The sequence below is a fragment of the Mycobacterium sp. E1214 genome, from assembly GCF_001666755.1.
Classification (GTDB): Bacteria; Actinomycetota; Actinomycetes; order Mycobacteriales; family Mycobacteriaceae; genus Mycobacterium.
The window spans coordinates 33,850-56,027 of the sequence record NZ_LZJC01000067.1; the positions used below are offsets into that span (position 1 = coordinate 33,850).

17 protein-coding genes are annotated in these 22,178 nt (G+C 70.0%); 12 read left to right on the plus strand and 5 right to left on the minus strand.

The window, feature by feature from the left end; translation table 11 throughout:
• The first annotated feature begins 35 nt into the window (after window positions 1-35).
• From dcd to A5700_RS07620, 7 genes are all read left to right on the plus strand, one after another.
• The gene (dcd, locus tag A5700_RS07590; RefSeq protein ID WP_068072225.1) at window positions 36-608 is read left to right on the plus strand and encodes a dCTP deaminase; all 573 of its coding nucleotides are present in this window, start codon (window positions 36-38) and stop codon (window positions 606-608) included.
• Window positions 609-716: 108 nt separating this feature from the next.
• Window positions 717-2,714: a hypothetical protein gene (locus A5700_RS26560; RefSeq protein ID WP_068072226.1), complete on the plus strand. Its 1,998-nt coding sequence runs from the start codon at window positions 717-719 to the stop codon at window positions 2,712-2,714.
• A gap of 216 nt (window positions 2,715-2,930) precedes the next feature.
• On the plus strand, window positions 2,931-4,370 hold the full coding sequence (locus A5700_RS07600) for a hypothetical protein (protein WP_068204604.1): 1,440 nt from the start codon (window positions 2,931-2,933) through the stop codon (window positions 4,368-4,370).
• A gap of 33 nt (window positions 4,371-4,403) precedes the next feature.
• Window positions 4,404-5,534 (plus strand): hypothetical protein, encoded by a 1,131-nt coding sequence (locus tag A5700_RS07605; RefSeq protein ID WP_068071283.1) that lies wholly within the window; start codon window positions 4,404-4,406, stop codon window positions 5,532-5,534.
• A 143-nt stretch (window positions 5,535-5,677) separates the two neighbouring features.
• A complete protein-coding gene (locus A5700_RS07610; RefSeq protein WP_197502865.1) occupies window positions 5,678-7,210 on the plus strand; it encodes a hypothetical protein in 1,533 nt (510 codons plus the stop codon).
• Window positions 7,211-7,298: 88 nt separating this feature from the next.
• Complete coding sequence (locus tag A5700_RS07615; protein WP_068071281.1) at window positions 7,299-8,627, plus strand: UDP-glucose/GDP-mannose dehydrogenase family protein; 1,329 nt, start codon at window positions 7,299-7,301, stop codon at window positions 8,625-8,627.
• 210 nt (window positions 8,628-8,837) lie between these two features.
• A complete protein-coding gene (locus A5700_RS07620; protein WP_068071279.1) occupies window positions 8,838-9,566 on the plus strand; it encodes an SDR family oxidoreductase in 729 nt (242 codons plus the stop codon).
• A 25-nt stretch (window positions 9,567-9,591) separates the two neighbouring features.
• On the opposite strand, the gene A5700_RS07625 is transcribed toward A5700_RS07620, so the two are convergent.
• On the minus strand, window positions 9,592-10,776 hold the full coding sequence (locus A5700_RS07625; protein ID WP_068071294.1) for an acyl-CoA dehydrogenase family protein: 1,185 nt from the start codon (window positions 10,774-10,776) through the stop codon (window positions 9,592-9,594).
• A 316-nt stretch (window positions 10,777-11,092) separates the two neighbouring features.
• Here A5700_RS07625 and A5700_RS07630 point away from each other — a divergent pair, with 316 nt between their 5' ends.
• Both A5700_RS07630 and A5700_RS07635 read left to right on the plus strand, forming a co-directional pair.
• On the plus strand, window positions 11,093-11,926 hold the full coding sequence (locus A5700_RS07630) for an MBL fold metallo-hydrolase (RefSeq protein ID WP_082960538.1): 834 nt from the start codon (window positions 11,093-11,095) through the stop codon (window positions 11,924-11,926).
• A gap of 91 nt (window positions 11,927-12,017) precedes the next feature.
• Window positions 12,018-12,995: a GlxA family transcriptional regulator gene (locus A5700_RS07635; protein WP_068071275.1), complete on the plus strand. Its 978-nt coding sequence runs from the start codon at window positions 12,018-12,020 to the stop codon at window positions 12,993-12,995.
• Window positions 12,996-13,040: 45 nt separating this feature from the next.
• Here A5700_RS07635 and A5700_RS07640 read toward each other — a convergent pair whose 3' ends face one another.
• Window positions 13,041-13,997: a LysR family transcriptional regulator gene (locus A5700_RS07640; RefSeq protein ID WP_304442427.1), complete on the minus strand. Its 957-nt coding sequence runs from the start codon at window positions 13,995-13,997 to the stop codon at window positions 13,041-13,043.
• A 243-nt stretch (window positions 13,998-14,240) separates the two neighbouring features.
• Between A5700_RS07640 and A5700_RS07645 the strand changes: the two genes are divergently transcribed.
• Genes A5700_RS07645 through rfbA form a run of 3 tightly spaced genes read left to right on the plus strand, consistent with a single transcriptional unit; the run spans window position 14,241 to window position 16,283 of the window.
• A complete protein-coding gene (locus tag A5700_RS07645; protein ID WP_068071273.1) occupies window positions 14,241-14,996 on the plus strand; it encodes a maleylpyruvate isomerase family mycothiol-dependent enzyme in 756 nt (251 codons plus the stop codon).
• A gap of 29 nt (window positions 14,997-15,025) precedes the next feature.
• Complete coding sequence (locus tag A5700_RS07650; protein WP_068071289.1) at window positions 15,026-15,382, plus strand: nuclear transport factor 2 family protein; 357 nt, start codon at window positions 15,026-15,028, stop codon at window positions 15,380-15,382.
• Window positions 15,383-15,410: 28 nt separating this feature from the next.
• Window positions 15,411-16,283, plus strand: a complete 873-nt coding sequence (gene rfbA, locus A5700_RS07655; RefSeq protein ID WP_068071271.1) for a glucose-1-phosphate thymidylyltransferase RfbA — start codon at window positions 15,411-15,413, stop codon at window positions 16,281-16,283.
• On the opposite strand, the gene A5700_RS07660 is transcribed toward rfbA, so the two are convergent.
• From A5700_RS07660 to A5700_RS07670, 3 genes are read right to left on the minus strand one after another with little or no spacing between them, the layout of a single operon-like run.
• Window positions 16,228-17,490 (minus strand): YibE/F family protein, encoded by a 1,263-nt coding sequence (locus tag A5700_RS07660; RefSeq protein ID WP_068071287.1) that lies wholly within the window; start codon window positions 17,488-17,490, stop codon window positions 16,228-16,230. The genes rfbA and A5700_RS07660 overlap by 56 nt on opposite strands.
• Window positions 17,491-17,525: 35 nt before the next feature.
• Window positions 17,526-18,815 carry a pyridoxal phosphate-dependent aminotransferase gene (locus A5700_RS07665; protein WP_068071269.1) on the minus strand — a complete coding sequence of 430 codons (1,290 nt, stop codon included), beginning with the start codon at window positions 18,813-18,815 and terminating at the stop codon, window positions 17,526-17,528.
• A gap of 32 nt (window positions 18,816-18,847) precedes the next feature.
• Window positions 18,848-22,000, minus strand: a complete 3,153-nt coding sequence (locus A5700_RS07670) for a heterodisulfide reductase-related iron-sulfur binding cluster (RefSeq protein WP_068071267.1) — start codon at window positions 21,998-22,000, stop codon at window positions 18,848-18,850.
• Window positions 22,001-22,178 lie beyond the last annotated feature (178 nt).

Genomic DNA, 22,178 nt, shown 5'->3' on the forward strand with positions numbered 1-22,178 from the left:
GCATCCGGCGTCCGGCTAGCAGATAGGCTCTTCGGGTGCTGCTCTCCGATCGCGACCTCAGGGCCGAAATGACCGCCGGCCGGTTGGGCATCGAGCCGTTCGAGGACAAGCTAGTGCAGCCGTCGAGCATCGACGTCCGCCTCGACTCCCTGTTCCGGGTGTTCAACAACACCCGATACACCCACATCGACCCGGCCAAGCAGCAGGACGAGCTGACCACGCTGGTCGAGTCCGCCGAGGGGGAGCCGTTCGTGCTGCACCCCGGCGAGTTCGTGCTCGGCTCGACGCTGGAGCTGATCACCTTGCCCGACGATCTCGCCGGCCGGCTGGAAGGCAAGTCGTCGCTGGGCCGACTGGGACTGCTGACGCACTCCACCGCGGGGTTCATCGACCCCGGATTCAGCGGGCACATCACCCTCGAGCTGTCCAACGTCGCGAACCTGCCGATCACCCTGTGGCCGGGCATGAAGATCGGTCAGCTCTGCATTTTGCGGCTGACCAGCCCCGCCGAGCATCCCTACGGCAGCTCGCAGGTGGGCTCGAAGTACCAGGGCCAGCGCGGGCCCACGCCATCGCGCTCTTATCAGAACTTCATAACGTCTACATAGCTTCTGAGGCGCCCCCGCGAGGCCCTCCTGCGCGATACTTAGTTAGCCGTGGTTCATAACCTCCGCCTGGCTACGGTTCATCGCGCAAGACCTTTGGAGGGGTTTGTTTTGGAAATCGTGCTCGGGGTGTCGATGGCACCGGCATCGGTCCAAATGGTGGTCCTGGAAGGCGAAAACGCCGACGGCGCCACGGTCGACGAGGACGTCATCGACGTCACCGCCGCCGACGATGCGCCCACCATCAGTGCGCCCGACCGGGTGATCTCGGCCATCCTCGGCACGCGCGAAGGCGCGACCGACGCCGGCCTTGAGCTGTCGTCGATCGGCGTGACGTGGACCGACCCGCTGGAAGCTGCGGTGCTGCGCGACGCGCTGGCCGCGCACCGCATCGAGAACGTAATGCTGGTCTCGGCGTTCCTTGCCGCCGCGGCTTTGGCTCAAAACGTCGGTGGCGCAATGGGTTACGAGCGCACCGCGGTGCTGTTCGTCGAACCCGACACCGCGACGCTGGCCGTGGTGGAGACGTCGGACGGCTCGATCCCCGACGTCTACCGGCAGCAGATCTACGCCGACTCCTACGACGAGGCGGCCACCCAGCTCGGTGGGATGGTGGCCGGGCTGGAGAGGCTGGAGTGGATCCCCGACGGCGTGGTCCTGGTCGGCTCCGGAGTCGACATCGCGCCGCTCAAGCCGGCGCTGGAATCGACCACCTTCCTGCAGGTCAGCGTTCCCGGAGAACCGGAGACCGCTTTGGCCCGCGGCGCCGCGCTCGCCTCGGCGAACGCGCCGCTGTTCGCCTCTTCCACTGCCGCCCTGGCCTATGCCCAAGATCCCGGGACCGGAGCGGTGGACCAGTATTCGCTGCCTGAGTACCTCTATCTGCCGGTCGGCCAAGCGCCGGGGGACGACGAGCTCGCCTACAGCGCCGTCCCGGACGAGGACGCCGACTCGCCGACCGTCGTCATCGAGAAGCTGTTCGCGCCCGAGGAGAGCCAACCGCGGCGCAGGCCGGTACTGCTGGTCGGCAGTGGGTTGGCGGTGGTCGGCATCAGCGCCGTGTTGGCCCTCGAGATCGCGCTGGCCATCGGCATCCGCACGACCGGAACCGTCGCGTTGCAGCCGACTCCGAATCAGCACCTCATCGTGCCCACCGAGCAGGCGCCGGCGCCCGCAGCACCCGTGCAGGCTTCCGCGCCGAGGCCGAATATCGGCGCGCCCGTCCCGATGGGGGCGCCCCGGCTGTTGGGTCCGGCGGCCGCCGCGCCGCTGCCCGCGCCGTTGCCGGCCGCGGCCATTCCCGCTCCGGCCGCGATCCCCGCCCCGGCGGCTCCCATTCCGGTTCCGGTGCCGGTGGTGATCCCGCCGCTGATGCCCGCTATTCCTGCGCCGCAGGTGCGCGTCCCGTTCCTCAACCCGCCGGCCATTCAGGCGCCGCAACCGGTGCTGCCGCAACCGCCCAACCACTTCCCGCAGCCTGAGCCGCCTCAGCTCGGCGGCTCGGGTCAGCAGTGGCCGCCCAGGCCCAACGGCCCTGGCGGTCCCGGCGAGGGGCACAACCCGCCTCCCGGGGAAGGCGGCCCGGGTGGTCACGGTTCGGTTCCCGGTGAGGGTGGACCGGGTGGTCATGGTTCGGTTCCCGGTGAGGGCGGACCGGGTGGTCATGGTTCGGTTCCCGGCGACGGTGGACCGGGTGGTCATGGTTCGGTTCCCGGTGAGGGTGGCCCGGGTGGTCACGGTTCGGTTCCCGGCAACGGCGGTCCCGGCGGTGGTCACACGCCGACGCCCGGCAGCGGTGGTCCCGGTGGCCACGGCTCGCCGCCCGGTGATGGTGGCCCTGGTGGCCATGCGCCCGCGCCCGGCGGGGGTGGTCCCGGCGGTTTCGGCGGCGGGCACGCGCCGGCGCCCGGTGGCGGAGGTCCCGGCGGTTTCGGAGGTGGCCATGCGCCCGCGCCCGGCGGGGGTGGCCCCGGCGGCTTCGGTGGCGGTCACGGCGGCTTCGGCGGTGGTGGCGGAGGCTTTGGTGGCGGTCACGGCGGCTTCGGCGGTGGCGGTGGCGGCGGGTTCGGTGGCGGTCACGGCGGCGGTGGCGGTGGCGGACACCGCTAGCTGACCGCCATCCAGCGCTCAGCAAGCACTCAGGGCGCGCGAGTAGATTGGCGGCCCGGGTGTGCCGAGGTACGCGGAGGCGGGAGTTACTCAGCCCAGCGGTGCGCGCCTGTTGGCCGTGCGCGGCTTCAGTGGAAGTCGGTGGTGACCGCCGGGAGGGGAGTGCCCGGGTCACCGTCGGGTGATTGCAGCAAATACCGGGGGGTGAGTGCAGCAATGGGGGGCATCGTGCTTGGCGTCTCGATGGCGCCGACGAAGGTGCGGATGGTCCTGGTCGAGGGTGAAAACGCGGATGGCGTCACCGTCGACCAGGACAACTTCGACGTCGACGGGGACGCCACTCGCGCCGGCGCGCCCGCCAACGTCGTCTCGGCCATCATGGGCACCCGAGAAGGCGCCGCCGAGGGCGGCTACCAGCTGCTGTCCACGGGCGTGACCTGGACCGACCACGTCGAGGCGGCAATTCTGCGCGACGCCCTGGTCGCCCACAAGATCGAGAACGTCATGCTGGTCTCGGCCTTCATGGCCGCGGCCGCACTCGCCCAGGCCATCGGCGACGCCGTCGACCAAGCCCGCACCGCGCTGCTGTTCGTCGAGCCGTACACCGCCACGTTGGCCATCGTCGACAGCGCCGACGGCTCGGTGTCGCAGGTACTCCGCAAACCCCTCGCCGACGACGAAGGCCAGGCCGTCGCCGACCTCGCCGATCTGGCCTCGGGCGCGGAATCGCTTGACGCGGGCCCGCAGGGCATGGTCCTCGTCGGCTCGGGCGTCGACATCCCGCTCATCAAACCGGTGGTGGAGTCCGCCACCTCGTTGCAGCTGTGGGTGCCCGACGAGCCCGAGATGGCGCTGGCTCGGGGCGCGGCGTTGGCGTCCGCGCACGCGCCGCTGTTCGCGTCGTCCACAGCCGCGCTGGCCTACGCGCAAGACCCGGGAACGGGCGAGTTCGCCCCGTGGGCCTTCGCAGCCACTCCCGTTGACACGGGTAACGCGCGGCCGAACGTCGCCTACAGCGCCGTCCCGGATGAGGACGCCGACGCCCAGACCGTCATCGGGCTGGACCCGGACGCGCAGCGCCGCAGATCCATCCTGTTGGTGAGCAGCACGCTGGCCGTCGTCTTCATCGCCGCCGTGGTGGCGCTGGAGATCGCGCTGGCGATCAGCATCCGGCCCACGGTCGCGCTGCGTCCCAGCCCAAACGAGAACATCGTCGCGCCGGCCGTGCCCGAACCGGCGCCGCCCGCGCCGGCACGGCCGCAGCTGTCGGCGCCGAGGCCGCTGGCCGCGCCGCACCCGTTGAACCCGCCTGTCGTCGCCCCGGTGCCCGCGGCGCCGCCGGTTCCCGTCCCGGTGCCCCTGGTGCCCCCGCCGGTGTTCGTACCGGCACCACACGTGCCGCTCGTGCGGCCCCCGGTGCCCGGCTTCGGGGGCGGTCACGGCCCGCTCGGTGGGCGCGGTCCGTTCGGCGGGTTCGGGGGCGGCCACGGCCCCCTCGGCGGGCGGGGCCCGTTCGGGCGGCCCTTCGGCGGGGGTCACGGCCCGTTCGGCGGCGGCCACGGCCCGTTCGGCGGCTTCGGGGGAGGCCATGGCCCATTCGGTGGCGGCCACGGGTTCGGTGGTTTCGGCGGCGGCCACGGCTTCGGCCACCGATAGTCACTTCAGCGAGATTGACTTAGGGGAAATGCGGTGGAAGTCGTACTTGGCGTGTCGGTAGCGCCCGAGAGCGTTCGCCTGGTGCTCGTCGAGGGTGTCGGCGCCGGCGGGGTGAGCGTCGATCACCGCGCCTTCGAGGTCGGCGGCGACTCCTCGGCCCGCGCCGCGGCGGAACAGGTCGTCGCGGCTATCGAGGGGACGCGGGACAGCGCGGCCCAGGGGGGATATCGCCTCGCCTCGAGCGGCGTGACTTGCACCGACCCGGCCCGCGCGGCAGCCCTACGAGACGCGCTGTCGGCCCGAAGCGTGGGCAACGTCGTGCTGGTCTCGGCCGTCACGGCCGCCGCCGCGCTGGCCCAGGCGGTCGGCAGCGCCACCAACTGGGCGCGGACCGCGCTGCTGCTCGTCGAGCCGGGCACCGCGACGCTGGCCCTCGTCGACACCCGCAACGGTTCGGTCACCGGCGCCCGCCGCTACCCGCTGCCCGACGGAGACGACGCCGCCCTGGCCCGGCTGGCGACGGTGGTCTCGGGCGCCGAATCGCTGGACGTCCGACCGGACGGTGTCTTGCTGGTCGGTTGCGACGTGGACATCCCGACGATCAAGCCGACGCTGGACGCGGCGACGTCACTGTCGGTGATGACGCCCGAAGAGCCGGACATGGCACTGGCGCGTGGCGCGTCGCTGGCCGCGGCGAACGCCCGGCTGGGCGCGCCCCGCACACTCGCCATGCCGTCCGCCCGGTTCGACCCCACCGCCGCGCCGCAGCGCGCCTACAGCACCGCCGACGCGGACGCACCGACGGGCTCCAACGTCGAAGCGGACGCGCCGCAGGCTGCCGATGCCCGCGGGCCGCGCGGCCGCCGAACGGTGCTGGCCGTCGCGGCGGTGACGCTCGTCTTCGTCGTCGGCGTGGTGGCGCTGGCGCTGGCCTTGACGGTCGGCGTGCACCCGCACTCCGACCCACGCCCCGACACCGGCAGAACGGTCGTCGCGCCGGCGCCGCCGCCGCAGAACCCTGCCCCGCCCGCGTCCCCGTCGGCGGCCGCGCCGCCACCGCAAGCACCCCCGGCGTCCCCGCAGCCGACGCCACACGAGGGGGAGCACCAACGGTTCGACGACTGGCTGCACCGGCACCTGGGGCAGTCACCGTCGGGCCCGTAACGGCGCCCGCCCGCTGCGCCCGGGGCGCGTAAACTTGGGCAACTAGGGGAATACGGGTGGGGATTCAGCGTCGCGGCACGCTGTCGCTCAATGCAGCGGCGACGCCCCCATAGTCACTGCTGGCAAACGACCATGGAGGAGCTATGGACACCGTTCTCGGCGTGTCAATGGCGCCGACGGCAGTCCGTATGGTGCTGGTCGAAGGCGAAAATGGCGATGGCGCCACCGTTGACGAAGACAACTTCCACGTCGCGTCCGATGACGACGCGGCAACGATAAGCGCGGCTGACCAGGTCGTGTCGGCCATCCTGGGCACCCGCCAGGGAGCCGCCGAGGGCGGCTACCAGCTGGCGTCCACGGGTGTGACTTTCACCGACCCCGTCGAGGCCGCCGCACTGCGCGATGCCCTGGCCGCGCACAAGGTCGAGAATGTGATGCTGGTCTCGGCCTTCCTGGCCGCGGCGGCGTTGGCCCAGGCCGTCGGCAATCAGACGAACTACGCGCAGACGGCGCTGCTCTACATCGAGCCCGAGACGGCGACCCTGGCGGTCGTCGACAGCGCGGACGGCTCCATCGCCGAGGTGCGCCGCGAGCCGCTGCCCGCCGACGACGAGGCGGCGGTGGCCCAGCTCGCCAGCATGGTGTCCGGCGCGGAGAACCTGGAGACCCGCCCCGACGGCGTGTTCGTGGTCGGGTCGGGCATCGACCTGCCGCTGATCAAGCCGGCGCTGGAGGCCGCCACCTCGCTGCCGCTGATGGCGCCCGAGGAACCCGAAACGGCCCTGGCCCGGGGAGCGGCGCTGGCGTCGGCGAACGCCCCGCTGTTCTCCTCGTCCACCGCCGCGCTGGCCTACGCGCAAGACCCGGGTACCGGCGCCATCAATCCGTTCGCCGTGGCGCCCGGCTATTTCGACACGCCGGGCGACGCCGGCGAGGAAGCCCTGGCCTACAGCGCCGTCCCGGACGACGTGGACGACGACCTGTTCGCTGCCTCACCCACCGCGGCGACCGAGCTGGTCGGCACGGACTACCCGGAACGCAACTCGTTCCGGCTGGTGGGCAGCGTGGTTGCGGGCATCTTCGTCATCGGCGTGGTCGCCCTGGTGGTGTCGTTGGCCATCGCCATCCGGCCGACGGCCAACGTGCGGCCAAGCCCCAACCAGAACGTCGTCGTCGCGCCCACCCGGCCCGCACCGGCGGCCCCCGCGCCCGCCCCGGAAGCCCCGGCGCCCGCACCGGCGGCTCCCGCGCCCGCTCCCGAGGCGGCCCCGGCTCCGGCGCCCGAGGCTCCGGCTCCCGCGCCCGCTCCCGCACCGGAAGCGCCGGCACCCGTTCCGGTGCCCGAGGCGCCGGCTCCCGCGCCAATCCCCGTTCCGGCGGCGCCGGTCCCCGCGCCGGTGGCGCCGGCGCCCGCACCGCCCCCGGTGGCGCCCGTGCCCGTGCCGATTCCGCTGCCGATCCCCGGCATCGGCGGAATCCCGGGCATCGGTGGCCCCGGCTTCGGTCCGCCCGGCGGTGGATACGGCCCCGGGCCGCATGGCGGCGGCGGATACGGGCCGCCCGGCGGTGGTGGCTTTGGACCGGAGCCGCATGGCGGCGGCGGTTTCCCCGGCTTCCCGGGTGGCGGGGGTCACGGCGGCTTCGGCGGCGGTCACGGCGGGTTCGGGCGGCGTTAGCCTGCCGCGAGCCATCTGTCATCTGTAGTTCGCCTCCCGCTCAACCGCGCGAAGCGGTCAGCTCACGCCGGAGACCTAAATTGGTGCTATGCGTTGCACCGTCTTTGGCACCGGTTATCTGGGCGCCACGCACGCCGTCGGGATGGCGGAGCTGGGTCACGAGGTCATCGGGGTCGACATCGATCCCGGCAAGGTCGCCAAGCTCGCCGGGGGTGACATCCCCTTTTACGAGCCCGGGCTGCGCAAGCTGCTGACCGAGAACCTCGCGGCGGGTCGGTTGCGTTTCACCACCGACTACGAGGTGGCGGCCGACTTCGCCGACGTGCACTTCCTGGGTGTCGGGACGCCGCAGAAGAAGGGTGAGTACGGCGCCGACCTGAGCCACGTGTACGCCGTGGTCGACGCGCTGGTGCCGCGGCTGAGCAGGCCGGCGGTGCTGGTAGGCAAGTCGACCGTGCCGGTGGGCACGGCGGCCGAGCTGCAGCACCGGGCGGCCGCACTGGCCCCGCGCGGGGTCGATGTCGAGATCGCCTGGAACCCGGAGTTTCTGCGCGAGGGCTACGCCGTGCACGACACGCTGCATCCCGACCGCATTGTGCTTGGCGTGCAACAGGCTTCGCTGCGGGCCGAGGCCGCGGTGCGGGAGCTCTACGCGCAGCTGCTCGCCGACGGGGTGCCTTTCCTGGTGACCGACCTGCAGACCGCCGAGCTGGTCAAGGTCTCCGCCAACGCATTTCTGGCGACTAAAATCTCGTTCATCAACGCCATCTCCGAGGTGTGCGAAGCCGCCGGCGCCGACGTCGGCCTGCTGGCCGATGCGCTCGGCTATGACCCGCGCATCGGACGCCAATTCCTCAACGCCGGTTTAGGATTCGGCGGCGGCTGCCTGCCGAAGGACATTCGCGCGTTCATGGCGCGCGCCGGCGAGCTCGGGGCCGACCAGGCGCTGACCTTCCTGCGCGAGGTGGACAGCATCAACATGCGCCGGCGCAGCCGGATGGTCGAGCTCGCTACGACGGCGTGCGGCGGTTCGTTGCTGGGCGCCAACATCGCCGTGCTCGGCGCGGCGTTCAAGCCCGAATCCGACGACGTCCGCGACTCACCCGCCCTCAACGTGGCCGGCCAGCTGCAGCTCAACGGCGCTGCGGTCAACGTCTACGACCCGAAGGCGCTGGACAACGCGCAACGGGTGTTCCCGACCCTGAATTACGCGGCGTCGGTCGAGGAGGCCTGCGACCGCGCGGACGCGGTCCTGGTCCTGACCGAGTGGCGGCAATTCGTCGACCTCGACCCCGACGTCTTGGCGGACCGGGTGCGGGCCCGCACCGTCGTCGACGGGCGCAACTGCCTGGACGCCGCCCGGTGGACGCAGGCGGGCTGGCGGGTGTTCCGCCTCGGCGCACCGCGCCCGGAGTAGGCGCTTTCCGGCCCACCGCGCCCGGGCGGTCGTTCCGGCGCGTGTCCGGATCCGATCGACATCTGCCTCGTCTGATCCTGGTCGCCACGGGCGTCAGCGCGCAGGATCGCGGGGTGACTTCATCAACGGCACGTTGGACACGCGCGCCCGCCGAGGGTTGTGACACCCGCCAACCGGCGAGACGCCCATCGCCGCGGCGATCGGCCTGGCATGACTGACCGGGTGGTCCTGATCGTCGGCGGCGCCGGTGGAATCGGTTGCGCCACAGCCGAAGTCATGGCAGCGCGTGGTGCCCGCATCGTCTTGGCGGACATCGACGGTGCGCGGCTCAGCTCGGTGGTGGCCTCGTTGGCTTCCGCCGGCGCCCTGGTCCGAGGGTACGAGGTCGACGTACGTCAGCGCCCCGAAGTGGCCGCGCTGATCGACACGGTCGTCGAAGAATTCGGCCGCCTGGACGTCATGATCAACGCTGCCGGAGTGATGTACATGCGGCCCCTCACCGAGCTCAACACCGACGAGTGGGATCACTCCATCGACCTGAATCTCAAGGGCACGCTGTGGAGCATCGCCGCGGCGCTGCCGGTGCTGCTGGCTCAACGGTCCGGTCACATCGTCACGCTGGGCTCGATCCACGGGCTGAAAGTGATGGCGGGGGGCGCCGTGCATTCGGCGTCCAAGTTCGCCGTGCGGGCGTTTAGCGAAGGCCTTCGCGCCGAACTCGCGCACCACGGCGTGCGGGTGACCACGGTGATGCCGGGCGCGGTGGCCACCGGAATGGAAACCAAGACCACCGGAACCGAGCGAGAGCGGCTGCGAGACATCTACGCCAACGCCATCCCGCCGGCCGCCGTCGCGAACGCCATCGCCTACGCGGTCGAACAGCCCGCGGCCGTGTCGGTGAACGAAGTGGTGATCCGACCGACGGTGCAACAGATCTGACGGTCAGCAGAGCTGCTCGGTCGATTCAGATGGTCGGGCTGATCCGTTCGTCGACACCGACCAGTGTCTTGCCGTAGATCTCGTAGCCCACGGTGGGCTGCAACCCGGCGTGGCGGGCCAGCGTATTGGCATCACGCCAATACTGCTGCAGCACGGTGGATTCCGCGAAGCTGCCGGCGCCGTGAACGCTCACCAGAATGGTCAGAGCGTCGACGACCTGCTGGGCTGCGTAACCGATGCGCGCCCTGATCTCGGCCCGGCCGGGGTAGTCGACGGCGAGGTCCCTTGCGGCGGCGGTGTCCAACGCCGCGGCCATCTCGTAGGCGTGCATCCGCGCGGTCCGGATCATCAGCGCTGCCTGAGCCAGCTGGATCTGCAGGCCCGCGGAGTCGCTTTGCCGAGGATAGAGCGTGTTCGACAACGGCTTGCTCGATGCCCGAGCCGCGACGAAATCCAACGCCCCCTTCGCCATCCCAAGCAGCGGCCCCAACATCGTCAGCGTGCCAAGAGCCGTGAAAGGCATCCGGTGCATGGTTTCCAGCTGAGACGACGGTGCGCAATGCCCCAGGCGTTCGAAGGCCAGGGTCCGGTATTCGGGCACATACAGGTCGTGAGCGACCAAGGTATCGCTGCCGGTGCCGCGCATACCGATCGTGCGCCAGGTCTTTTCGACCCTCAGCTCGCACGCGGGCACGCAGCACAGCAGTCTTTCCGACGCCCCGCCCGTCTCGGCGGTGACACCGAACACCGTCCAGTCGGCGTGTTGGGCACCCGAGCAGTACGGCCACCGTCCCGAGATCCGCAAGCCCCGATGTTCCCGTCGTGCCGAACCGGGCGTCGTGGAACCGGCGAAACGCGCGTCCGGGTTGGCACCGAAGATCTCGTGTTGGCACTGCGGGGCGAACTGGCCCGCGAGCCAGCTTCCGATGGCGTTGATGATCACCGACCACGCGGCGGATCCGTCCGCTTCGGCGAGTGTCTCGCTGACGCGGAGCACCGTGACCGCGTCAACGGCGTGACCGTCGAAACGCTTCGGCGTGAGTAACCGGTACATACCTTCGCGCAGCAGCGCCTCAGCGACAGCGTCGGGCAACCGGCGCAAGGTCTCGCCGCTCGAAACCTGCTCTCGCAGCAGAGTTTGCAGCCCACGCGCTCGGTCGACAAGAACGTCGTGGGCATCGTCGGTGTCGCGAACTGACGTGATCGTCATGACATCCATGGTCGGTACAGCGGCAACCCACGGCCATGACCAATCTCCTTGGGCGCCTGAGCCGCGGACTCCCGTGACGGCGCTGCGCGCACTTGTGGGACATCGTCGATCGGGCCCCGGTTGTCGAGACGTCGGCTCCGGTGAGTCGCCAATGCCCTCACCTAGCGTCGACAACGCGGCGGTAGGCCTGTCGCACCGCGCCCGCTGAACTCAGCGCCGCCGCCGGATCGCACCACCACGAGACGTTGGCCGGATCCGATCGATGCCGGCCACGAGAGCGCTCACCGGTGATGACATTGCACCGCAGACTCGAGACATGACGTTTGCAAGAGGAACTTCAAGCTTCGAGACGTCGGACGGATTGGCGATGCAACTCGTCGGCGGCCCGACCGCGGTACTCGACTTTGGCGGGGTGCGACTGCTGACCGATCCGACGTTCGACCCTCCCGGCGACCACGTCATCGGCACGCGGAACCTGGTCAAGACGGACGGTCCCGCCGTCGCTCCCGACGCGTTGGGAGCGATTGACGCCGTCCTGCTGTCACACCACCAGCATCCCGACAACCTGGACACGGAGGGCAAGCGGCTGCTCGCACGGATCCCGTTGGTGCTCAGCACGGGGGCCGCGGCGGAAAGCTTGGGCCAGACGGTGCGCGACCTGCCGGTCTGGCGTCATCACGTGTTGCCGCGCCCGGGCGGCGGCGAGGTCAAAGTCACCGGTGTGCCGGCGCAACACGGCCCGGCGGGTACCGAGCACCTCACCGGCGAGGTCCGCGGCTTCGTCCTCTCCGGTACTGACTTGCCCACCGTGTACGTGAGCGGTGACAACGCGTCCCTGGCCGTCGTCCAGGACATCGCCGATCACGCCGGCCCCATCGACGTCGCCGTGTTGTTCGGCGGCCGCGCACGCAGCCCGCTGATGGACGCCTACCTGACGCTGAGCGCCGATCAGGTCGCTCAGGCCGCCGAGATGCTCGGCGCACCGGTCGTCATCCCGTTGCATGTCGAGGGTTGGCAGCACCTCACGCAGGGGATCGAAGCGGTCTCAAAGGCATTCGCGCAGCGTGGAATTCACGATCGGCTCGTGGTCTTGACGCCCGGAGTCGTCACCACGATCGTGAAGGGTCGACTGGCCCGGTCGTCGTGCTGACGACTGCCGGCCGGGCCACCGTTATCGGCTGGCACCACGAATCACCGCGCGTGCCCGGTCGCGCGGAGCTTCGTGACGGTAGGCGGGACATGTGGCGCCGCGGCGGGTAAAGACGGTCGCCGTCTTGATATTCGACGGCGTGCCGATGTTCGAGACCGCAGTCCCTCTCAGCGTCTTCGGGGTGGACCGCAGCAGCAGCGGTGGCCCGCGGGTCAACCTGTTGTCCGTTGCCGCCGAACGGCAACCGCTGATCACCACCGGGGGCATCAGCATCGAGGCTCCGCACCGCCTCGAGCGCCTCCCCGAGGCCGACATCGTCATCGTGCCCGGCTGGCGCGGGCCGCAGCACACCGTACCGCCGCCAGTGCTGCGAGCGGTGACGGCAGCCCACGCGCAGGGCGCCGTGCTCGTGGGCCTGTCGATGGGCGCCTACGTCCTCGCAGCGACGGGCCTCTTGGACGGCCGCCGGGTGGCCGCGCATTGGTCCTTCGCGCCGGCGCTGGCCGCCAAACACCCGCGGATACAGGTCGATCCCGCGGTGCTGTACGTCGACGACGGTGAGGTGATTACCAGCGCGGGAACCGCTGCTGGGCTGGACGCGTGCATTCACGTGGTCGCGCGGTTCTGGGGTGTCAAGGCCGCCACCGCGATTGCGCGCCGCATGGCCGCACCGCCGCAACGATCCGGGGCAGCGGCCCAACTCATTTCCGAGGAACTTCGGTTCGGTGATGATGGCACCGATGTCAGCGAGATGACGGAGTACATCGTCCGCAACCTGGACCAACAGATCGACATCACGAAACTGGCGGCGCGATACCAGTTGAGTCGCCGCTCATTTGACCGGCGCTTCAGGGCCGCGACGGGGCTGTCTCCGTTGCAATGGATTCTGCACCAACGCATTCTGCGCGCACGGCACCTGCTCGAAGACACGGACCTGACCGTCGAGGCGATCGCACACCAGATCGGGTTGTCCAAAGCGGTCTCCCTGCGGCCGCTTTTTCACCGCGTCGTCGGCGTCAGCCCCCATAGCTATCGCGCCACGTTCCGTACCGGTTCCGGCGAAGATTGACAGCTGCGCGTGCACCGCGGCAGCGGCTGGCCACCGCCGCGGTTGTCAGACTGCCGCACTGCGGTGCAACCGATGGTAGGGATCATCGTTCGGAAGCCATTGCGATTCGGCGGAATAATCGATCGGAGTCGCGTTTTGCGTGAGAGCGTCCACTAAGGCGAGCACTGCCGGTCGGTCGTCGTCGCAGCGTCGCACGAGCGTCCACGTCCACAGCGGCGACGGGTTCACGACGCGCCGCAGCGACATGTTGTGCGGCAACACATCCGCCCGTGCCTTGGGAGCACTGAGCACCGGGCAGCCCAGGCGTTGTACGTGCTCGAAGAACCTGCGGCCGACGACGCCCCCGTCCCGGATGAAGACGACCCGCGCACCGGTGCGGTCCGCGAACTCAGCGGCGTAACCGTTCCAGGCCGACCAGCTCACCGCGTCCTCGTCGATCAACACCGCGGTGTCTTCGGCGCACACCGGCCGCCCGTCAATTCCAGGCGAAACCGCCTGCAGCGGCTCGGTTTCCGCGAGTTGCCCGGCGAGCCCCGCCGCGCCCAGGTCGGCGGCTGTCACGTGGCACAGCGCCACATCCAGCGTGCCGGTCGCCACGCGGGTGACCTGTGCGGGTGAGGGCATCACCCACGCATCGAAGACCACGGGGGCGACGGCACCGATCATGTCCGCCCACCCCGGCGGAAGCTGCTGCACCAAGCCGAAACGGACGGGATCTGTACCTGCCATGCCGATCGCCCGTCTGCGTAAGTCATCGGCCTGGGCAAGCAGCGCGCGGGCGTGGGGGAGCAGGTGGGCCCCGATCGGGGTGAGCCTGACCGCGTGTTGATTGCGTTCGAACAGTCGCACCTTGAGGTCCCGTTCGAGCGCCTTGATCTGCTGGGACAGCGACGGTCCGGCGATCCTGAGGCGTTGGGCGGCTCGTCCGAAATTGTTCTCGTCGGCCACGGCGACGAAATACCGCAATTGGCGCAAATTCAGGCTGCGTACGGGATGTGGCAAGGCGCCCCGGCTACCTGTCCCGCCCGAGGCGCGGCTGCGCCGCCGACGGCGCCCCGAACTCCGGCGCCGGCGTGTGGCCACCAATCATGCTGTGACCGTACTGAACTGAGCCGCGACACTGAAGATCAGATTGGGACACCATCGGATCGAATCGCGCCGCGGGAGACCCGCGGCGGTCGGGGAACTCATTTCCACCACAACCGGACCCGTACCGTGGCGGCGCCCGCCGAGTAGCCTGAGCGGGTGGACTTCGCCGATGCGTTCGTAGAGGAGAACCGCGCGTTCGCGCAGCAGTTCCGCGAGGTCGACGACTCGCTTCCCGTGCCAACCTGCCCGGGATGGACCATGGGCCAACTGTTGCGCCACGTCGGGCGCGGCGACCGGTGGGCGGCGCAGATCGTGCGCGACCGGCTCGACAGCTTCCTCGACCCCCGCGCGGTGGAAGGCGGCAAGCCGCCGCCCGACCCCGCCGACGCGGAGTCCTGGCTGCACGGCGGTGCGCAGCGGCTCATCGACGCGGTGGAACACACGGGCGCTGAAACGCCCGTGTGGACGTTTCTCGGGCCGCGCCCCGCGGGCTGGTGGATCCGGCGCCGCCTGCACGAGGCGGCCGTCCACCGCGCGGACGCGACGATCGCGCTCGGCAGCGGGTACGCGCTGCGCGCCGAGGTGGCCGCCGACGGGATCACCGAGTGGCTGGAACGGGTGGCCATTCAGGCAGGCGCCCAAGGGGCCCCGCTGCCGCTCGAGGACGGCGACACGCTGCACCTGCACGCCACCGACCCGGGCCTCGGCGAGGCGGGCGAATGGACGGCCCGCGTCGACCGCGGGCGGATCGCCTGGTCGCACGAGCACGGCAAGGGCGCCGTCGCGCTGCGCGGCGGGGCCACCGAGCTGTTGCTGGCCATCCTGCGCCGCACACCGCTCGACGAGACCGGCATCCAACTCTTCGGCGACGAGGGCGTGTGGCGGACCTGGTTGGACCGTACCCCCCTCTAGCCGCCGGGCCGCACGGTAATTTGCACACCATGACCACATCGGAAGTCGCGACCGTCCTGGCATGGCATGACGCGCTCAACGCCGCCGACATCGAGACGCTGGTGTCGTTGTGCAGCGACGACATCGAGATCGGCGACGCGCACGGCGCCGCGCAGGGCCACCAGGCGCTGCGCGACTGGGCCACGTCGCGGCGGGTGAGCGCGCAACTGGGCCGGCTCTACGTGCACGACGGTGTCGTCGTCGCCGAACGCAGCGGCCCGGACGAGACGAGCGACGCGTTGGCCTTCCGCGTCGTGCACGACCACGTCACGTCGGTGTTCCGGCACCAAGACCTGGCCGCGGCGCTGGCCGCCACCGAACTCACCGAGTCCGACGTCATCGATTAGCACCCGACCGGGGCAGTAGGAGCCACTCATGCGGGGAATCATCTTGGCCGGCGGGTCGGGCACCCGCCTGCATCCGATCACCACCGGCATCAGCAAGCAGCTGCTGCCCGTCTACGACAAACCGATGATCTACTACCCGTTGTCCACCCTGATGATGGCGGGGATCCAAGACATCCTGGTCATCACCACACCCCACGACGCGCCCGGCTTCCAGCGGCTCTTGGGCGACGGCTCGCAGTTCGGGGTGAACCTCACCTACGTGACCCAGGAACGGCCCGACGGCCTGGCCCAGGCGTTCGTCCTGGGTGCTGACCACATCGGCACCGATTCGGTGGCATTGGTGTTGGGCGACAACATCTTCTACGGGCCGGGCCTGGGCACCAACCTGAGCCGCTTCCAGAACATCGACGGGGGAGCGGTTTTCGCCTACTGGGTGGCCAACCCGTCGGCCTACGGTGTCGTCGAGTTCAGTGCCGACGGCATGGCGCTCTCGCTCGAGGAGAAACCCCAGACGCCGAAATCGAACTACGCCGTGCCCGGACTGTATTTCTACGACAACGACGTCATCGAGATCGCGAAGGGTCTGAAGAAGTCGGCTCGCGGCGAATACGAGATCACCGAGGTCAACCAGATCTACCTCAACCGCGGCCGGCTGGCGGTCGAGGTGCTGGCCCGCGGAACGGCGTGGCTCGACACCGGCACATTCGACTCCCTGCTCGACGCCAGCGATTTCGTCCGCACGCTCGAGCGGCGGCAGGGCCTGAAGGTCAGCGTCCCCGAGGAAGTGGCGTGGCGGCGGGGATGGATCAGCGACCAGCAGCTCGCCGAGCGCGCGCAGACCCTGCTCAAGTCCGGCTATGGAGGGTATCTGCTGGATCTGCTGGAACGGAGCCGCTTCTAGCAGGTCGGGCCAGCACGGCGGCGATCGCCGTCGTCAACGGCACCGACAGCGCCAGGGCGACCCCGCCGACCGCCGACCGGGCGATCTCGATGGCCACGCTCTCACTGGTCAGCACGTCGGTCAGCGAGCGGTTGGCGACGCTGAACAGCAGCAGCAGCGGTAGCGAACTGCCCGCATAGGCCAACACCAGGGTGTACACCGTGCTGGCGATGTGATCGCGGCCCACGCGAATGGCGCCCAGGAAGACCGCCCGGCGCGAGCCGCCCAGGTGCGCCAGCTCGAACACCGTGGAGGCCTGCGTCACCGTGACATCGTTGAGCACACCCAGCGAGCCGATGATGAAGCCGGCCAGCAGCAACCCGCTGATCGACACGCTGCCCAGGTAGGCGCTGACGGTGGAGTTCTGTTCGTCCGACAACCCGGTCAGGTGCGCCAATTCTACTGCAGCCCAAGATAATCCGGCCGCAAGCAGGAGCGCCGACAGGGTGCCGAGCAGCGCGGCGCTGGTGCGCAGGTTGACGCCGTGCGCCAGGTAGATGACGGCGTAGAGGATGGCGGCCGACGCCACCAGCGCCACCGGCACCGCCGGCGCGCCGTCGCGCAGCGCCGGCAGCAGAAAAACCACCAGCACCAAGAAGGCGACCACGATGCCCACCAGCGCGAGCAGCCCGCGCCACCGCGCCACCACCACGATCACCACCGCGAACGCGACCGCCAATGCGACCAGGGACCAGCCCCGCTCGAAGTCGTAGAAGGCGTAGCTGGTGGCGCCCTGGTCATCGACCTGCCGGACGAGCCGGACGCGATCGGCCGCCGCGAATTTCGGCTGGCCGGGGCCGGGCGAGGACTCCAGCAAGGTGGTGGCGCCGGCGTTCGGCCCGGAGTCGATGGCCACCAGGGTCAGCACGCAGCGCCCCGCTCCGGGAGGGGCGGGTTGCGGCGCGGTGGTGAGGACCTGGCTCACCGACGGGCTGCCGCAGTCGCCCAGCCCGCTGGACACCACGTGCCCGGCCTGCGTGCTGACCGCGCCGCCGGCCGCGTTCTGCAGCGGCATCGGGATGTCGACGTGTTGGCGGCTGGGCCATAACAGGACGGCGCCGGCCGCGACGGCCACTCCGATCGCGATCAGCAGCCCGACGACGATACGGGCGGGCAGCGGGTCGACGGCGGCGGGGCCGGACAGGCTGTGCGAGTGCGAGTGCGTCACCCGGTCCACCGTAGAGGCGGCGGCTGCGAGGACGCTTACTGGCGATAGCTCACCAGGAAGTTGCCCAGCCGCTCGATGGCGGCCGCCAAGTCGCGGGCCCAGGGCAGCGTCACGATGCGCAGGTGATCCGGTGCCGGCCAGTTGAATCCGGTGCCCTGGGTGACCAGGATCTTCTCCGACAGCAGCAGCTCCAGGACCAGCTGTTCGTCGTCGCTGATGTCGTACACCTCGGGATCCAGGCGCGGGAACGCGTACAGGGCGCCCTGCGGTTTGACGCAGGACACCCCCGGAATCGCGTTGAGTTTCTCCCAGGCGACGTCGCGCTGCTCGAGCAGCCGGCCGCCCGGCAGCACCAGGTCGTCGATGCTCTGGTGGCCGCCGAGCGCCACCTGAATCGCGTGCTGGGCGGGGACGTTCGGGCACAACCGCATGTTGGCCAGCAGGTTGATGCCTTCGATGAAGCTGCTGGCGTGGTCGGTGGGGCCGGTGATGGCGAGCCAGCCGGCGCGGTAGCCGGCGACCCGGTAGGCCTTCGACAGCCCGTTGAAGGTCAGGCACAGCATGTCGGGCGCCAGGGTGGCCACATTGATGTGCTTGGCGTCGTCGTAGAGGATCTTGTCGTAGATCTCGTCGGCCAGCAGCAGCAGTTCGTGCTTGCGCGCCAACTCGACCATTTGGGTGAGGCTTTCGCGGCCGTAGACCGCGCCGGTCGGGTTGTTGGGGTTGATCACCACCAGCGCCTTGGTGCGCGGGGTGATCTTCGATTCCATGTCGGCGATGTCGGGCTGCCACCCCTGGGTCTCGTCGCAGAGGTAGTGCACCGGCGTGCCCCCGGCGAGCGACGTCGACGCCGTCCACAGCGGGTAGTCCGGCGACGGGATCAGCACCTCGTCGCCGTTGTCGAGCAGGGCCTGCAGGGTCATCGTGATCAGCTCGGACACGCCGTTGCCCAGGTAGACGTCGTCCACGTCGAAGCGGGGGAAACCCTCCACCAGCTCGTAGCGGGTGACTACCGCCCGGCGCGCCGGCAGGATGCCTTGCGAGTCCGAGTACCCCTGCGCGTACGGCAGCGCCTGGATCATGTCGCGCATGATCACGTCGGGCGCGTCGAAACCGAACGGCGCCGGGTTGCCGATGTTGAGCTTGAGGATGCGGTGACCCTCGGCCTCCAAACGCGCGGCCTGCGCGTGCACCGGCCCACGGATCTCGTACAGGACGTCCTGAAGCTTGGACGACTGCGCGAACGTACGCTGCCGCTGATGGGCGGACGCGTGCAGAGGCAGTTGGTGAGTGGTCACGCCGTCAATGGTGCCACCGTTGTCCACTGAAATTCGCCGACTAGCGTCAAATCCCCAGCTCAGCGCTTACCCGGTGGCCGGGCGCCGCGCGCGATGCCCAGGCCCTTGACCGGCGGTCCCGACGGCGCCTGATCGCCGTTCGCCGACTTGGACTTGTTGTCGTCCGGCGTGGGCGCCGCACCGGCCCCGGGCTGCTCCTCCGGCGGCTTGGTGCCCTCACCGGGCGACTCTTTCGTCGGCTCCGACGCCGGCTTGGGCTCGGTGCCCGCCCCCGGCTGCTGCTCGGGCTCCGGCTTGGTCGCCTCCGCCTTCGCGGTCGCCGGGGCCGCTTTCTTTGCGCCGGGCCGCTTGGCGCCGGCCGCGATGCCCAGGCCCTTGACCGGCGGCGCGGGCGCCGCGGGTGCCGCGGGTGCGTTTGTCGCCTCCGGCTCGGCCGTGGCGCCCGACTCGGCCGGTGCTTCGGTGGCCTTGGCGGTGGGGGCCTCGGCCTTGGCGGCCGTCTTCTTGGCGCCCGGTCGCTTGGCGCCGCCGGCGATGCCCAGGCCCTTGACGGGAGCGGCCGCAGCCGCCGGCGCCTCGGCGCCCTTCGCGTCGGAGTCGGCCGGTGCTTCGGTGGCCTTCGCGGCGGGCGCCTCGGCCTTGGCGGCCGTCTTCTTGGCGCCCGGTCGCTTGGCGCCGCCCGCGATGCCCAGGCCCTTGGCGGGGGTGGCCGTCGCCTCGGACTCGGCGGGGGCCTCCGTGGCCGCGGCCTTGGCGGCCGGCGGACCGGCCTTCTTGGCGCCCGGTCGCTTGGCGCCGCCGGCGATGCCCAGGCCCTTGGCCGGAGCAGCCGGTGCGGCTGCCGTCTTCGCCGCGGGCGCGGCCGGCGCCTCCTCGGCGGGTGCCTCCTCTTCCGCCTCGACCGGAGCGGTCGCGGTGGTGGCCTTGGGTTCGGCCTTGGCGGCCTCCTCGGCGCGCTTCTCGGCTTCCTTGGCGGCCGTGCCCTTCTCGGGCAGCGTCGCCTTGTCGTAGTCGAGCGACCCGAGCAGGATCTGCGCGACGTCGAGCACCTCGACGCCGCTGCGGCCGGCCTCTTCCTGGCGGTCGTTGACACCGTCGGTCACCATCACGCGGCAGAACGGGCAGCCGGTGGCGATGGTGGCGGCGCCGGTGGCCAGCGCCTCGTCCACGCGTTCGTGGTTGATGCGCTTGCCGATGTGCTCTTCCATCCACATGCGGGCGCCGCCGGCGCCACAGCAGAAGCTGCGCTCGGCGTGCCGCGGCATCTCGGTCAGGGTGGCGCCCGCGGCCCCGATCAACTCACGGGGCGCCTCGTACACCTTGTTGTGCCGACCCAGGTAGCAGGGGTCGTGGTACGTGATGTCTTGGGACACAGGGGTCACCGGCACCAGCTTGTTATCCCGGATCAGCCGGTTGAGCAGCTGGGTGTGGTGCAGCACCGAGTAATTCGAACCCAGCTGCCGGTATTCGCGGCCCAGGGTGTTGAAGCAGTGCGGGCAGGTGACGACGATCTTGCGGTCGACGGTCTCGACGCCCTCGAACAGCCCGTCCAGGGTCTCGACGGCCTGGGCGGCCAGCTGCTGGAAGAGGAACTCGTTGCCCGAGCGGCGCGCGGAGTCGCCGTTGCAGGTCTCCCCGGTGCCGAGCACCAGGTACTTCACCCCGGCGATGGCCAGCAGCTCGGCGACGGCCTTGGTGGTCTTCTTGGCCTTGTCGTCGTAGGCGCCGGCGCAGCCGACCCAGAACAGGTACTCGAAGCCGTCGAAGCTGTCGACGTCCTCGCCGTACACCGGGACGTCGAAGTCTACCTCGTCGATCCAGCTGGTGCGGTCGCTGGCGTTCTGACCCCACGGGTTGCCCTTGGTCTCCAGGTTCTTGAACAGCACCGAGAGCTCGGAGGGAAATTCCGACTCCATCATCACCTGGTAGCGGCGCATGTCGACGATGTGGTCGATGTGCTCGATGTCCACCGGGCACTGCTCGACGCAGGCGCCGCAGGTCACGCAGGACCACAAGACGTCGGGGTCGATGACGCCGCCCTGCTCCTCGGTGCCCACCAGCGGGCGGGTGGCCTGCTCGGGCCCCGAACCCATCACCCGGCCGAAGCCGGACTCGGGGACGTGGTGCGCCTCGGCGTGCTTTTCACCCGCCAGCTTCTCACCGAGCCCGCCTTCGGGGGTGTTCTCGGTGGGAGATTCCTTGTCGCCCAAGATGTATGGCGCCTTGGCCATCCAGTGGTCGCGCAGGTCCATGATGACGAGCTTGGGTGAGAGCGGCTTGCCGGTGTTCCAGGCCGGACACTGCGACTGACAGCGACCGCACTCGGTACAGGTGGCGAAGTCCAGCGCCGCCTTCCAGCTGAAGTCCTCGATCTTGCCGCGGCCGAATTCCGCGTCGTCCGGCGGGTTTTCGAAGTCGATCGGCTTCCCGTCGTGCTCGAGGGGCAGCAGCGGACCCAGGCCGTTGGGCAGCCGCTTGAAGATGACGTTGATGGGCGCCGTGAAGATGTGCATGTGCTTGGAGTGCAGCACGATGATCAGGAACGCCAGCATGACCGCGATGTGGGCCAACAGGGCCGTCGTCTCGATGATCTCGTTGGCGGGCTGACCGAGCGGACGCAGGATCTTGCCGAACAGCTGGGACAGGAAGGCCCCGTTGCCGTAGGGGAGCGTGCCGTTGTTCACCGCGGCTCCGCGCACGAACACGTAGGTGAAGACGACGTTGAAGATCATGAACAGCACCAGCCAGGCACCGCCGGTGTGCGAGCCGTAGAACCGGGACGAGCGTCCGATCTCCTTCGGGCTGCGCATCAACCGGATGATGGCGAAGGTGACGATGCCCAGGAAGACGGCGGTGGCGAAGAAGTCCTGCAGGAAGCCCAGCGCGTCCCAGCGCCCGATGATCGGGATGTGGAAGTTGTCCTGAAACAGCAGGCCGTAGGCCTCGATGTAGACGGTCAGCAGGATGAAGAAGCCCCACATGGTGAAGAAGTGGGCGAGGCCGGGGATCGACCACTTCAACAGCTTGCGCTGGCCGAAGACTTCGGAGATCTCCGCCCAGACGCGCTTGCCGGGGTCGTCGGTGTGCCCAGGGGCCGGCTTGCCGGAGGTGATGAGCTTGAACAGCCACAGGACTCGGCGCGCGGCAAGTGCGGCCACGACCAGGGTCATGCCCATGCCCACTACCAGCCTGATGAGCATCTGCGTCGTCACAGAAGGTCTCCCCAATAAATAGTCACTTCGGCCTGCACTTTGTTTGCCTGCTCAGCCCCGCTCATAGTTACATCTCCCGGGCTTTGAGCGCGAGAAAGGCTGCCCTAACTCGCCGTTCATCAATGCCTCTGGCCTGCTGCGTTGAGAACCCGCCGGGGGATGTGACGTTGATCGGCGT